Genomic DNA, 13,639 nt, shown 5'->3' with positions numbered 1-13,639 from the left:
GGCCGGCGCCACGGGCAGCCGGAACGTGCGCTGCACGCGGCGCACCCAGCGCGGCTGGGCGCCGAACACCCCCGTGGCGTCGTGCGCCTCGACCTCGAGCCCGTAGTAGTCGCCGATCTTGTCGATGAACTGGGCCCGCTCGGCCTTCGCGTACGCACGGCGCTCACGGCTGAAGGCGACCACCGTCGACCAGCACATCAGCAGCATGACCACGCTGAACGGCAGCGCGATCGTGATGGCGGCCGTCTGCAGGGCCGTCAGCCCGCCCGAGAGCAGCAGCGCGATGGCGAGCAGCGCGGTGACCGCGACGAAGAAGACGCGGATCCAGCGCTTGGGCTCCGGCTCGCCGCCGGTGGCGATCATGCCCATCACCAGCGCGCCGGAGTCGGCGGAGGTGATGAAGAAGATCGCCAGGAGCAGGATCGCGCCGATGCTCACGATCGTCGACCCCGGCACGTTCTGCAGCAGGGCGAACAGGGCGCCCTGCAGATCGACCGTCCCGTCGGCACCGGTGAGCGTGCCGGGCTCCCTGAGTTCGAGGGCGAGGGCGGATCCGCCGAGCACGGCGAACCACAGGATGCCGAGCAGCGTCGGCACGAGGATCACGCCGACCACGAACTCGCGCACCGTGCGGCCCTTCGAGACCCGCGCGATGAAGATGCCGACGAACGGCGCCCACGAGATCCACCAGCCCCAGTAGAACGAGGTCCACGAGGCCTGCCACTGCTCTCCCGCAGTGCCCTGATAGGCGCTGACGTTGAACGAGAGTCCGACGAAGTTCTGCACGTAGTACCCGATCGACTGCACGAAATCGCGCAGCAGGAACTCGGTGGGTCCCATCACCAGCAGGTAGAGGACGAGGATGCCCGCGAGCACGAGGTTCGCGTTCGAGAGCCACTTCATGCCCTTGGTCACGCCCGACAGCACCGACATGAGCACGAAGACCGAGATGATCAGGATGAGGATCACCTGGGTCGTCTCGTCAGGGTCGGCGATGCCGGCCGAGTGCAGACCGGCGCTCATCTGGAGCACGCCGAGACCCAGCGAGGTGGCGACGCCGAACAGCGTGCCGACCAGGGCGATCACGTCGATCGCGTGGCCCCAGCCGCCCTCGACCTTCTTGCCGAGCAGTGGCTCGAGGGTCCAGCGGATCGAGATCGGACGACGGCGGCGGTGGATGGCGTAGGCGAGCGCGAGGCCGATCACGACGTAGATCGACCAGGCGTGCACGCCCCAGTGCAGATAGGTCTGGCCCAGCGCCGCCTGCGCGAGCTGGGCGGGCGTGCCCTCGACCCCGGGGCGCGGGTTCGTGAAGTGCGAGAGCGGCTCGCTGACGCCGTAGAACACGAGCCCGATGCCCATGCCCGCGGCGAACAGCAGCGCGAACCAGCTCATCGCCGAGAACTCCGGCTCTTCGTCGTCGCGGCCGAGCTTGATGTCGCCGAATCGGCTGAAGCCCATGAACAGGCAGAACGCGACGAAGAACGCGGCGATCAGCACGTAGTACCAGTTGAACGCGTTGACGATGCTCGTCTGCACCGCCTGGAACGCCGTCTCGGCGACACCGGGCAGCAGCAGGGCGAACAGCGCGAATGCGAGGACGATGATGGCGGCCGGCCAGAAGACCCACCGGAGCACCTGCGGGGTGCGCGGATCGGAGGCAGCGCTCGGATCCGACATCTCTCTGCTTTCGCCCATGCCGCTCACGGTACCGGGATCCGGCGGGGTCACGCGGGTGTGTCGTCGGGGTCGAGCGACTTGAGCGCGTCGCGCTCGACGGCCGTGTCGGCCGTCAGCTGCTCTTCGGTGTTCTCGTCGCCGCCGAGCGGGGCACCGTCGCCGACGGATTCGGGAGCGTCGTCGCCGGGTCCGGTGCGGGCATCGTCGGCGGCTTCGGCGGCTTCGGCGGCTTCGGCGGCTTCGGCGGCGTCGGACGCGTCGTCGGCTGATGCGTCCGGCTCCGCCTGCGTGGCGTCCTGCTGACGCGGCAGACCGCTGCCGAGCGGATCGTGTCCGGGGACGTGCGGATGCTGACCGTCGGAGGAGCCGTACATCGGAGTCTGCTCGTTCATGCCCGAGAAGGTATGCGCAGACGCCGGCGGCTGATAACCCCCTTGACAGTGCGTGGCCGGCGCAGGGGCGCCCGCCGTTCAGTCTTCGTCGTCGCGGGGGTCGGCGAGCCGGATCGGGGTGGCGGGGTGGTCGTCGAACGAGCCGGGATCCATGGCGCGGATGACGGACAGGGGTCGGGTCTCGTCGAGCGTCAGCCGGAATCGCCGTCCGTCGCGGCGGCGCAGTCGGCCCGACCACAGCATCCACCCCACGCCGATGCCGAAGGCGACGATCCCCGCGATGCCGCCGACGGCGATCGCCGTTCGCGCGGAGAAGGTGTCGACGATCCACCCGGCGATCGGAGCGCCGATCGGAGTGGACCCCATGATCACCGCCATGTAGAGCGCCAGCACGCGGCCGCGCAGCGCCGCGTCGGTCGTGGTCTGCACGTACCCGTTGGCGGTGGTGAGCATCGAGACCGTCGAGAAGCCGACGAGGACCAGCACCGCGGCGTACGTCGGGTAGGTGGGCATGGCGGCAGAGACGACGGATGCCACACCGAACCCTCCCGCGGCGATCACGAGCACCCGCACCCGGGCCCGATCGCGGCGAGCCGCGAGCAGGGCGCCGGCCAGCGAGCCGATCGCGAGCACGGAGCTGAGCAGGCCGTACCCGTCGGCGTCGCGCCCGAACTCGAGCGCCATGGTCGACGCGAAGATGGGGAAGTTCATGCCGAACGCGCCGATGAGGAACACCATCACGAACACGACGATGAGATCGGGTCGGCCGCTCACGTAGCGAAGACCCTCGCCGAGGCCGCCGCCGCGTCTGCTCTTCACTCGCGGGGTCAGCTCGTTGACCCGGATCAGGGTCAGCGCGATGATCATCGCGAGGAAGGTGACGGCGTTGGCGACGAACACCCAGCCCGAGCCGAGCAGCACGATGAGGATGCCCCCGATCGCGGGTCCGACCAGGCGGGCCATGTTGAACGCCGCGGAGTTCAGCGCCACGGCGTTGGAGGTGTCCTCGAGGCTCACCATGTCGGAGACGAACGCCTGTCTGGCGGGGGCGTCGAACGCGTTGGCGACACCGAAGGCGGCAGCGAAGACGAACATCAGCGGAAGGGTCATCACGCCGGTGAGCAGCAACGCCGCCACCCCGAGGGCGAGCAGAAGGAGCGCCGTCTGGGTGCACAGCAGCACCTTGCGCCGGTCGAAGCGGTCGGCCACCCAGCCGGTCAAGCCGACGAGCACCAGGGGAGGCCCGAACTGCAGGGCCATGGTGACTCCCATGGCGGTGGCGTCGTTGTCGGTGAGCTCGGTCAGCACCACCCAGTCCTGAGCGGTGGCCTGCATCCAACCGCCGACGTTCGAGATGACACCGCCGAGGAACCACGTGCGGTAGTTGAAATTCCGGAACGAGCGGAACATGCCCGACGAGGCGCTCATGCGTCGGCCATCCTCTTCAGCAGGGCCGAAGCGGCGTCCAGCACGGCGAGCTCGTCGTCGTCGAACCGCTGCGCGTCGATGAGGTCGGCCAGCAGACGGTTGCGTTTGCGGATCGTCTCGATCACGACGCTCTCGCCCTGGGGGGTCAGCTCGACGTACACCCGGCGCCGGTCGTGCTCATCGGGCACGCGGATCACGAGTCCGAGTTCGGCGAGTCCGTTCACCGTGGCGCTCATGGTCGGAGCGGTCACGTGCTCGTGCTCGGCGAGGCCGGAGAGGGTACGCCGTCCGTGCACGCGCAGCGCACCGAGGGTGGCCAGCTGCGCATCGCTCATCGCGTCGACCGCCCGGGCGGACCGGAGGCGCCGGGTGAGGCGGAACAGCGCGTAGCGCAGCTCTGCGGCGGAGTCATCTGAGTCGGGGGTCACTACTTAGATAGTCTAACTAACGTTTCCTGGCAGAGCCCGATGAAAATCTTGTTCTTGCTCCTGCGGTCGACCCGGTGCGAATGCGAGAATAATTCTCATGCCTCTCGATCTCGAAGTCGCTGTCCAGAACGCCGCCGGCATGCGCGTCGCGCGCGAGATCGGCGCGGCCCGGGTCGAGCTGACGCAGGCGCTCAGTCTCGGCGGGCTCACCCCGTCTCGCGGCACGATCGAGCTTGCGCGCGAAGCGGGCGGCGAGGACGGGCCCGAGGTGCACGTGCTGATCCGCCCCCGCGCCGGCGATTTCCACTACGACCGCGACGAATTCGCCGTCATGGAGCGCGATGTGCGCGACGCGCTCGCCGCGGGCGCACACGGCGTGGTGATCGGATGCCAGGACGCGAACGGCGAACTCGACCGCGACGGTCTCGCGCGACTCCGCGACGCCGCCGACGGTGCATCCGTCACCCTGCACCGCGTGATCGACACCACCCCCGACCCGGTCGCCGCGCTGCGTATCGCCCTCGAGATCGGGCTCCGCCGCGTGCTCACCTCGGGAGGCGCCTCGCGCGCGGCCGACGGTCTCGACGTGCTGCGCGTTCTCGTGCGCGAAGCGGCCGGAGACATCGAGGTGATGGCGGGCAGCGGGATCACCGCCGCCCACGTCGCCGCCATCGCCGGGACCGGCGTCGACGCCGTGCACTTCTCGGCCAAGCGCACGGTCACCGTCGACGGTGGCGTGCGGCTGGGCTCGGCCAGCGACGGCGTCGGAGGGCACGAGGTCACCGACCTCGACGCCGCGCGCTCGATCGTCGACGCGCTCGCGATGTCGCACGCGGTCTGACGAGCGGACCGCCCTCGAGGGATCTGCTCCGTAGACTCGGGACATGGCCACCCCGCGCACTGCTGAGTTCGTCGATGCCCACGGCATCGCCATCGTCTACGACGTCTACGAGGCCGCAGGCACCCCCAGGGGAGTGGTCCAGCTGCTGCACGGCGTGGGCGAGCACGCCGGCCGGTACGTCCGCACCATCGACGTGCTCGTCGAGGCGGGGTTCCACGTCTACGCCGACGACCACCGCGGGCACGGCCGCACGGGCATCCGGCAGCATGGCGGTCCGGCGGGGCTCGGTCGCCTGGGCCCCGGCGGCCTGCGCGCCGCGGTCGACGCGTGCTGGCAGCTCACCGAGATCATCCGCTCCGAGCGCGGAGACCTCCCGCTCGTCCTTCTGGGCCATTCGTGGGGGTCGTTCCTGGCGCAGATGCTGCTGAACCGGCATCCCGAGGCCTACGACGCGGTCGTACTCACCGGATCCGCCCTGCGGACTCCGACCGATCTCAACCCGCGCCCGCTGAACGCCCGGTGGAAGGGGCCCGACGCGCACGGGCTCGAATGGCTCACGCGCGACGAGGCGGTCTGGCCGGCGTTCCGCGACGACCCGCTGACGACCGAGGTGCCGTTGCTCACGCTCTTCGGCCCGATCGAGGCGGCACGGCTGTACGGACTGCCGAAGAAGAACCTGCTCGGGTCCCTGAGCTCGTCGAAGAGCATCCCGGTGCTGCTGATGGTCGGCGGCGACGACCCGGTCGGCGGCCCGCGCAGCGTGCACAAGCTCGCCGACGCGTACCGCAATCGATCCGGCCTGACCGACGTGACGACGCTCGTCTACCCCGACGCGCGTCATGAGCTGTTCAACGAGCTGCAGCAGGACGACGTGCGCGCCGACCTGGTGGCCTGGCTCGACGCGCACATCCCGGCGCAGGGCTGAGGTGGCCGACGTTCTGCAGTGGCTGATCGACGCGTTCAACGCGCAGATCGCCGTCGGGTCGTCGTCGCTGCTCGTGCGCGAGGTGGTCGGCAACGTCTTCGGACTCGCCAGCGCTCTCGGCGCGATGCGCCGGCGGCTGTGGGCGTGGCCGGTCGGCATCGTCGGCAACGTGCTGCTGCTCACCGTCTTCGTCGGCAGCGTGTTCGGCACAGAGCATGCGGCCAACCTGCTCGGGCAGGCCGGCCGTCAGGTGATGTTCATCGCCGTCTCGGTGTACGGCTGGGTGCGCTGGCGTCAGGCCCGCGACAGCGAGGGCCACGCCGTCACCCCGCGGTGGGCGTCGGGGCGCACGCGCGTTCTGCTGATCGCGGCGCTGCTGGTCGGGACGGCGGCGATCACGCCGCTGTTCCGGATGCTCGGATCGTACGAGCCGGTGTGGAGCGATGCGTGGACGTTCGTCGGGTCGCTGCTGGCGACCTGGGCGATGGCCAAGGGGTGGGTCGAGTTCTGGCTCATCTGGGTGGCGGTGGATGCCGTGGGCGTACCGCTGCTGTTCTCGGCCGGCTACTACGCCACCGCGTTCATGTACCTGTTCTACGGTGCATTCACGATCGTCGGCTTCTTCGTGTGGATGCGCGCATCGCGCGCCGACAAACCGCGCATCGACACCGACCTGCCCGACCCGACCGTGCGCGGCGGGCGCGGTTGAGCCGGGGCCCGACGGTGCCCCGCCCGCGCGGTTGAGCCGGGGCCCGACGGTGTCCCGCCCGCGCGGTTAAGATCGAAGAGTGCATGGTGAGTACAAGGTTCCCGGTGGAAAGCTCGTCGTCGTCGACCTCGAGGTCGCAGACGGACTGATCCGCGACTTCCGTCTCGCGGGCGACTTCTTCCTCGAACCCGACACGGCCCTCGAGGCGATCAACGCCGCCGTCGAGGGGATGCCGGTCGAAGCGGATGCCGCCACGATCGCCGCCGCCGTGCGGGCCGCCCTGCCCGAGGGGGCCCAGCTGCTGGGATTCTCTCCGGAGGCCGTCGGCACCGCCGTGCGTCGCGCGCTGGTGACCGCACCGGGCTGGCGCGACTTCGACTGGGAGATCGTGCACGAGAAGGCGGTCTCGCCGCGCATGAACCTCGCCCTCGACGAGGTGCTCACATCGCGTGTGGGGGAAGGTCGTCGCCGCCCGACCCTGCGCATCTGGGAATGGGACGAGTCGGCGGTCGTGATCGGATCGTTCCAGTCGTACCGCAACGAGGTCGACCCGGAGGGCGCGGCCAGGCACGAGTTCGACGTCGTGCGCCGCATCTCGGGCGGAGGCGCGATGATGATGGCCGCCGGGCAGATCATCACCTACTCGCTGTACGTGCCCGCATCCCTCGTGCAGGGCATGACCTTCGCCGACTCGTACGCCTTCCTCGACGACTGGGTGCTGCAGGCGCTGCGCTCGGTCGGCATCGAGGCGACCTACCAGCCGCTCAACGACATCGCCTCGCCCACCGGCAAGATCGGCGGCGCCGCGCAGAAGCGGCTGGCGAACGGAGGCGTGCTGCACCACGCGACGATCTCGTACGACATCGACGGTCAGATGATGACCGAGGTGCTGCGCATCGGCCGCGAGAAGCTCAGCGACAAGGGCACCACGTCTGCGGCCAAGCGCGTCGACCCGCTGCGCACGCAGACCGGCATGGAGCGCGCCGAGATCATCGAGCGCTTCAAAGCGACCTTCCGTGCGCTCACCGGTGCCGAGGACGGCTCGATCTCCGCCGATGAGTATTCCGCCGCCGAGGCTCTCGTCGAGAGCAAGTTCGCGACCGACGCGTGGCTGCACCGCGTGCCGTGACCGGCACGCCCCAGCCCGGCTCCGTCGAGATCATCGAAGGCGACAACCTCGAGGTCGCCGCGTCGCTGGCATCCGGATCCTTCACCCTCGTCTACCTCGATCCGCCCTTCAACACGGGCCGCACCCGCGGCCGCGAGGTCGTCACCGCACGCCGCCTGGTGCCCTCCGACGCGGAGGCCCCCGAGGCAGAGCCGCTCGAGGTGGCGAAGGAGATCCGGTACGGGTTCCACGGGCACTCGTACGAGCGGGTGCGCGGCATGCTGCGCAGCTTCGACGACCGCTTCGACGACTACGGCGACTTCCTCGTGCCGCGGCTCGAGGAGGCTTGGCGGCTGCTCGCCGACGACGGCACGCTGTACCTGCACCTCGACTACCGCGAGGCGCACTACGCCAAGGTGATGATGGATGCCGTGTTCGGGCGCGACTGCTTTCTGAACGAGCTCATCTGGGCGTACGACTACGGCGCGAAGTCGCGCACCCGCTGGCCCACCAAGCACGACACGATCCTGGTCTACGCGAAGAATCCCGGGCAGCACGTGTTCAACGCCGACGACGTCGACCGCGAGCCGTACATGGCGCCGGGGCTGGTCACTGCAGAGAAGGCCGCGCGCGGCAAGCTGCCCACCGACGTGTGGTGGCACACGATCGTGCCCACCACCGGGCGTGAGAAGACCGGCTACCCGACCCAGAAGCCCGAGGGGATCCTGCGCCGCATCGTGCAGGCGTCGAGCCGGCCGGGCGATCGGGTGCTCGACCTTTTCGCGGGCTCCGGCACCACCGGCGCGGTCGCATCGGCGCTCGGCCGCGACGCCGTGCTCGTCGACGACAACCCGGAGGCGGTCCGGGTGATGCGCGAGCGGATGCCGCATGCCGAGGTGCGCGCGGTCTGACCGGCGCGGTCCGACTCACCGCATCGGTGCCAGGGGCCACGCGGCCCAGGGCCCTGAGCGGCCGGCGAGCACCTCGAGCGCGGATGACCGTCGCTCTGCCGGCACATCCTCGCCACGGGACTGGCTCGAGCTCGATCCGTTGTCGAACGTCGTCTCGGATTCGATCCACGGCCGACGGCCGCCCCCGACGCTCTCCCGGTAGTTGCCGGTCACGACCGCGAGAACCTGCCGCTCGAGATCGTCGGCCTGGCCCGACCATTCCTCATCGCAGGCCTCGCATCCACAGGGCGGGTAGCGGAAGTCGTGCAGCAGCCCGGCATGCAGGAGGATGCCGGGGAACCCGGTGAACACGAAGGTCAGCGCCGCGCACGCCGAGTCGTTCGGCGTCACCCGCACGGCGCGCACGACGTCGTGGTGCGGGTGCAGCAGGTCGGCGGCGACCTCGGTGCCCTCCCGCAGGTGCACGTCGTAGGTGCTGGCGAGATGGGCGATGAGCGCATCGGCGATCGCGTGCAGCGGAGCGAAGCGCTCGGTGTCGCGCTCGACCGAGTAGGTGTCGTCGGGCGGGGAGTCCGGCCACCTGTGCCCGTAGTCGATCACGTGGCCGTCGTCGTCGCGGAAGACCGGAGACTCGATCGCGGGGCGCAGATAGGGGGTCACGCCCCCATCTTCACGCAGGGCGGCGACGCGGTCTACCGTGCGACGGGTCTACCGTGCGACGCGGTCTACCGTGCGACGCGGCGGTGCGCGGCGAAGGCGTCGCGCAGCGCGGTGCGCACGACATCAACGGCCTCGTGCGCACGCGACGCCGCCCGCACGGCGGTGAAGACCTCGCGCACGGGGGAGTCGGGCAGGTCGGCGACGGTGAGCGGGCTGGGCTCGTCGCCCCAGATGAGGTCGGGCAGCATGCCCACTGCGTGACCGGATGCCACCAGGCGGACATGCGCGGTGAGGTCGGCCGCCTCGAAGCGCACGTCGGGTTCGAACCCGGCGGCCCGGCACTGCTGCACGGTCCACTGCCGCACGGCGGTCCCCTCGGGTTCCATCACCCACACCCGGTCGTGCAGCTCAGACAGCGAGAGCGGATGCTCGGTCGGCGGCAGCACGATGCGAATCGGATCCTCGCCCAGCAGCTCGTGCACCACGCCGTCGCGCTGCTCGCGGGTCTGCCCGGGGTACTGCTCGGCGATCACCAGGTCGAGCCGCCGCGCCCACAGCTCGAACAGGCTCTCCTCGGGCGGCAGCTCCGCGAGCTCGACGCGCAGGCCCGGGGCGCGCTCGGCGAGCAGGGTCAGCGCGGCCGGTGCGATGGTCTGCGCCGCCGTGGGCATCGCGGCGATGCGCACCGGCTCCCAGCCCGCGTGCGCCGTCAGAGCTGCGCGGGCCTCTTCGTCGAGCTCGAGAGCCCGGGCGGCGTGCTCGGCCAGCATCCGTCCCTGCGGGGTCAGACGCACCCTGCGTCCGTCAGGTTCGAGCAGCGTGACTCCGGCCTCTTTCTCGAGCAGGGCGAGCTGCTGCGAGACGGTCGAGGGGGAGTACGACAGCGAGGCAGCGACCTGGGCGATCGTGCCGCGCAGCGCGAGCTCGTGCAGCAGGCGGAGTCGTCTCAGCTCGAACATGTGCGACCTCTCTGATTCGTCGGGTTCATCGAACATTATCGTTTAGAAACGATCGCTTTTCTTGTACGGTGGGCCCGGGCATCCTGTAACAATGAGCACTCCTGCGCCCGCCTCCGAAGCATCCATCGCCGAACTCGCCGCGCTCGGCGACGACGCCGTCGCCCTGGTGAAGAAGTGGCTCGTCGAGAGTCGCGACGTGCCGACGGATGCCGCCGGCGAGCGTCTCGCGGGAGTCCTGCGCGACCCGAACGGCCTCGACTTCACCGTCGGGTTCGTCGACGGGGTCGTGCGCCCCGAAGATCTCAAGGTCGCGGCGACCAAGCTCAAGGAGCTCGTGCCGCTGACGCCGGGCTTCCTTCCCGCGCCGATGCGCGCCGCGATCGGCCTCGGCGGTGCGACCGCAGGCATTCTGCCCGGTGTCGTCGTGCCGTCGGCACGCGCCGTGCTGCGCCAGATGGTGCGCCACCTCATCGTCGACGCCCGCGACGAGAAGCTGGGTGCGGCGATCAAGCACATCCGCGAGTCGCAGGGCGTGAAGCTCAACATCAACCTGCTCGGCGAAGCCATCCTCGGTCGCGAAGAGGCGAAGCGCCGCCTGGACGGCACACGTCGCCTGCTCGAGCGCGACGACGTCGACTACGTGTCGATCAAGGTCTCCTCGACCGTCGCCCCGCACAGCCCCTGGGCCTTCGACAAGGCCGTCGCCGACGCCGCCGAGGCGCTGCTGCCGCTGTACCGGATCGCCGCGCGCGGCCTTTCGACGGGCTCCGGGACCCAGAAGTTCATCAACCTCGACATGGAGGAGTACAAGGACCTCGACCTCACGATCGCGGTCTTCACGAGCATCCTCGACCGTCCTGAGTTCCAGAGCCTCGAGGCCGGCATCGTGCTGCAGGCGTACCTGCCCGACGCGCTCTCGGCGATGATGCGCCTGCAGGAGTGGGCCGCCGCTCGCGTCGCCTCGGGCGGAGCGCCGATCAAGGTGCGCGTCGTCAAGGGCGCCAACCTGCCGATGGAGACCGTCGACGCCGAGACCCACGGCTGGCCGCTCGCGACCTGGTCGTCGAAGCAGCAGTCCGACTCGTCGTACAAGGCCGTGATCGAGTACGCGCTGCGCCCCGAGCACATCGGCAACGTGCGCATCGGCGTCGCCGGCCACAACCTGTTCGACATCGCCCTCGCCTGGCTGCTCGCCGAGAAGCGCGGTGTCACCGAGGGCGTCGAGTTCGAGATGCTGCTCGGCATGGCCACCGCCCAGGCCGAGGTCGTCAAGCGCACCGTCGGGTCGCTGCTGCTGTACACCCCCGTCGTGCACCCCGACGAGTTCGACGTCGCTATCGCCTACCTGATCCGCCGCCTCGAAGAGGGCGCGTCGCACGAGAACTTCATGTCGGCCGTGTTCGATCTCGACACCGACCCGGCGCTGTTCGAGCGCGAGAAGCAGCGCTTCCTGGCATCCATCCAGACCGTCCCGACCGAGGTGCCTGCCGCGAACCGCAGGCAGAATCGCCAGTCGCCTGCCGCGCCGGCCCCGCGCGACGGCTTCGAGAACACCCCCGACACCGACCCGTCGCTGGCAGGCAACCGCGCCTGGGCCGACGCGATCCGCTCGCGCATGACCGGCTCGACCCTGGGCGACGACACGGTCGCCGCCAACACGCTCAGCACCTCCGAGCAGGTCTCCGAACGGATCGCCACGGCCGTGGCATCCGGCGAGGCATGGCGCGCGCTCGGCGCCGCCGGTCGCGCCGAGATCCTGCACCGCGCGGGCGACATCCTCGAGGCGCGCCGCGCCGACCTGCTCGAGGTCATGGGCTCGGAGGCGGGCAAGATCATCGAGCAGGGCGACCCCGAGGTGTCGGAGGCGATCGACTTCGCGCACTACTACGCCGAGAGCGCCAAGAAGCTCGCCGAGGTCGACGGCGCGGTGATGCAGCCCGTCGGACTCACCGTCGTCACCCCGCCGTGGAACTTCCCGGTCGCCATCCCCGCCGGCTCCACCCTGTCGGCGCTCGCCACGGGCTCGCCGGTGATCATCAAGCCCGCCCGCCAGGCACGCCGCTCGGGTGCCGTGATGGTCGAGGCGCTGTGGGAGGCCGGAGTGCCGCGCGACGTGCTGCAGTACGTGCAGCTCGACGGCCGCTCGCTGGGTGAGCAGCTGGTCAGTGACCCGGCCGTCGGCCGGGTCATCCTCACCGGCGGGTACGAGACCGCCGAGCTGTTCCGCGGCTTCCGCGCCGACCTGCCGCTGCTCGCCGAGACCAGCGGCAAGAACGCCATCATCGTCACGCCGTCGGCCGACCTCGACCTGGCCGCGAAGGATGTCGCGTACTCGGCATTCGGTCACGCCGGCCAGAAGTGCTCTGCCGCTTCGCTCGTCGTGCTCGTCGGGTCGGTCGCGAAGTCGGAGCGGTTCCGTCGTCAGCTCATCGACGCCGTGCGCGCGTACGACGTGGGCGCGCCGGAGGACGGCTCGAACCGCATCGGACCGCTGATCGGGCCGGCCGAGGGCAAGCTGCTCGGCGCCCTCACCGAGCTGCACCCCGGGCAGTCCTGGATGCTGGAGCCGAAGAAGCTCGACGAGGCCGGCCAGCTCTGGACCCCCGGCATCCGCGACGGCGTGCAGCGCGGCAGCGAGTTCCACCGGGTCGAGTACTTCGGGCCCGTGCTCGGCGTGATGACCGCCGACTCGCTGACCGAGGCGATCGACATCGTCAACGACATCGACTACGGCCTGACCAGCGGCATCCACTCCCTCGACGTCGACGAGGTGCAGCAGTGGCTGGCTTCGATCGAAGCCGGAAACGTCTACGTCAACCGCGGCACGACGGGCGCGATCGTGCAGCGCCAGCCGTTCGGCGGCTGGAAGAAGGCCGCCGTCGGTGCCGGGTCCAAGGCGGGCGGCCCGAACTACCTCGTCGGGCTGGCGGAGTGGACGGATGCCCCGGTGCAGTCGGCCACGTCGCTCGACGCGCTCGCGTCGTCGGCCGTCGCTCTCGTCGACAGTGCCGACGCCGAGTGGCTGCGCGGCGCGCTGGCCACCGACATCGACGCGCTGGCCGCCGAGTTCGGCATCGTGCGGGATGCCACCGGCCTCGTCACCGAGCAGAACGCGCTGCGCTACCAGGCGTTGCCGGTCACGATCCGCTACGAGGGTGACCGTGTGGCCGAGCTGCTGCGCGTCGCCGCGACGGGCGCGCGTCTGCGCGCACGGGTCACGGTGAGCGCGGCATCCGCTCTGCCCGCGCCGGTCGTCACCTGGCTGGGCGCACACGATGTCGTCGTGGTGACCGAGGACGCCCAGGCCTGGGCCGGGCACGCCCGTCGCCTCGCCGCCGCGGGCGGACGCGTGCGCCTGATCGGCGCCGACGCGCTCGAGACCGCGACGGCCGTCGACGGGTCGCCGAGCCTGGCGATCTACGCGAACCCGGTGGTCTCGGCCGGCCGCGTCGAGATGCTCACCTTCGTGCGCGAGCAGGCCGTGTCGATCACCGCGCACCGCTTCGGCACCCCGCACCGCTACGACGTCCCGCTGCTCGAGCCTGTGCGCTGAGTCGCGGGTCGGGCTGCGCTTGCTCGCTTCGCTCTTCGCGCCGGC

General features: G+C 70.4%; 12 protein-coding genes. 6 read left to right on the top strand and 6 right to left on the bottom strand.

All coding sequences use genetic code 11. The annotated features are described in order from the left end of the window. From RT309_RS05575 to RT309_RS05560, 4 genes are all read right to left on the bottom strand, one after another. Nucleotides 1-1,698 (bottom strand): BCCT family transporter (locus RT309_RS05575; RefSeq protein WP_313355892.1); only part of this gene is annotated, 1,698 nt, incomplete at its 3' end. 29 nt (nt 1,699-1,727) lie between these two features. Next, entirely contained in the window at nt 1,728-2,072 is a 345-nt protein-coding gene (locus RT309_RS05570) for a hypothetical protein (RefSeq protein ID WP_313355891.1), read from the bottom strand. 78 nt (nt 2,073-2,150) lie between these two features. Continuing rightward, nucleotides 2,151-3,500, bottom strand: coding sequence for an MFS transporter (locus tag RT309_RS05565; protein WP_313355890.1), 1,350 nt, complete (start codon nt 3,498-3,500; stop codon nt 2,151-2,153). After that, entirely contained in the window at nt 3,497-3,928 is a 432-nt protein-coding gene (locus RT309_RS05560) for a MarR family transcriptional regulator (protein WP_313355889.1), read from the bottom strand. Before RT309_RS05560 ends, RT309_RS05565 begins: the two co-directional genes overlap by 4 nt. Before the next feature lie 97 nt (nt 3,929-4,025). Between RT309_RS05560 and RT309_RS05555 the strand changes: the two genes are divergently transcribed. From RT309_RS05555 to RT309_RS05535, 5 genes are all read left to right on the top strand, one after another. After that, entirely contained in the window at nt 4,026-4,769 is a 744-nt protein-coding gene (locus RT309_RS05555) for a copper homeostasis protein CutC (RefSeq protein WP_313355888.1), read from the top strand. Between the two features lie 43 nt (nt 4,770-4,812). Then, entirely contained in the window at nt 4,813-5,694 is an 882-nt protein-coding gene (locus RT309_RS05550; RefSeq protein ID WP_313355887.1) for an alpha/beta hydrolase, read from the top strand. 1 nt (nt 5,695) lies between these two features. After that, nucleotides 5,696-6,403: a nicotinamide riboside transporter PnuC gene (gene pnuC / locus RT309_RS05545; protein ID WP_313355886.1), complete on the top strand. Its 708-nt coding sequence runs from the start codon at nt 5,696-5,698 to the stop codon at nt 6,401-6,403. Between the two features lie 79 nt (nt 6,404-6,482). Continuing rightward, complete coding sequence (locus tag RT309_RS05540; protein WP_313355885.1) at nt 6,483-7,532, top strand: biotin/lipoate A/B protein ligase family protein; 1,050 nt, start codon at nt 6,483-6,485, stop codon at nt 7,530-7,532. Continuing rightward, entirely contained in the window at nt 7,511-8,422 is a 912-nt protein-coding gene (locus RT309_RS05535) for a site-specific DNA-methyltransferase (RefSeq protein ID WP_313355884.1), read from the top strand. Before RT309_RS05540 ends, RT309_RS05535 begins: the two co-directional genes overlap by 22 nt. 15 nt (nt 8,423-8,437) lie before the next feature. On the opposite strand, the gene RT309_RS05530 is transcribed toward RT309_RS05535, so the two are convergent. Together RT309_RS05530 and RT309_RS05525 are read right to left on the bottom strand one after the other, a co-directional pair. After that, a complete protein-coding gene (locus tag RT309_RS05530; RefSeq protein WP_313355883.1) occupies nt 8,438-9,082 on the bottom strand; it encodes a DUF6226 family protein in 645 nt (214 codons plus the stop codon). A 65-nt stretch (nt 9,083-9,147) separates the two neighbouring features. Next, complete coding sequence (locus RT309_RS05525; protein ID WP_313355882.1) at nt 9,148-10,041, bottom strand: LysR family transcriptional regulator; 894 nt, start codon at nt 10,039-10,041, stop codon at nt 9,148-9,150. A 91-nt stretch (nt 10,042-10,132) separates the two neighbouring features. Here RT309_RS05525 and RT309_RS05520 point away from each other — a divergent pair, with 91 nt between their 5' ends. Further along, nucleotides 10,133-13,594: a bifunctional proline dehydrogenase/L-glutamate gamma-semialdehyde dehydrogenase gene (locus tag RT309_RS05520; protein ID WP_313355881.1), complete on the top strand. Its 3,462-nt coding sequence runs from the start codon at nt 10,133-10,135 to the stop codon at nt 13,592-13,594. Nucleotides 13,595-13,639 lie beyond the last annotated feature (45 nt).

This window comes from Microbacterium sp., assembly GCF_032084865.1.
In the GTDB taxonomy this organism is placed as follows: Bacteria; Actinomycetota; Actinomycetes; order Actinomycetales; family Microbacteriaceae; genus Microbacterium.
The sequence above is the reverse complement of the archived record's forward strand: the minus strand, read 5'-3'. Positions and strand labels throughout refer to the sequence as shown.

What these genes read in the sequence shown, in the direction of transcription:
- RT309_RS05565 (WP_313355890.1), bottom strand. Translation starts at nt 3,500, where the DNA reads ATGAGCGCCTCGTCGGGCATGTTCCGCTCGTTCCGGAATTTCAACTAC.
- RT309_RS05525 (WP_313355882.1), bottom strand. Translation starts at nt 10,041, where the DNA reads ATGTTCGAGCTGAGACGACTCCGCCTGCTGCACGAGCTCGCGCTGCGC.
- RT309_RS05555 (WP_313355888.1), top strand. Translation starts at nt 4,026, where the DNA reads ATGCCTCTCGATCTCGAAGTCGCTGTCCAGAACGCCGCCGGCATGCGC.
- RT309_RS05550 (WP_313355887.1), top strand. Translation starts at nt 4,813, where the DNA reads ATGGCCACCCCGCGCACTGCTGAGTTCGTCGATGCCCACGGCATCGCC.
- RT309_RS05520 (WP_313355881.1), top strand. Translation starts at nt 10,133, where the DNA reads ATGAGCACTCCTGCGCCCGCCTCCGAAGCATCCATCGCCGAACTCGCC.
- RT309_RS05570 (WP_313355891.1), bottom strand. Translation starts at nt 2,072, where the DNA reads ATGAACGAGCAGACTCCGATGTACGGCTCCTCCGACGGTCAGCATCCG.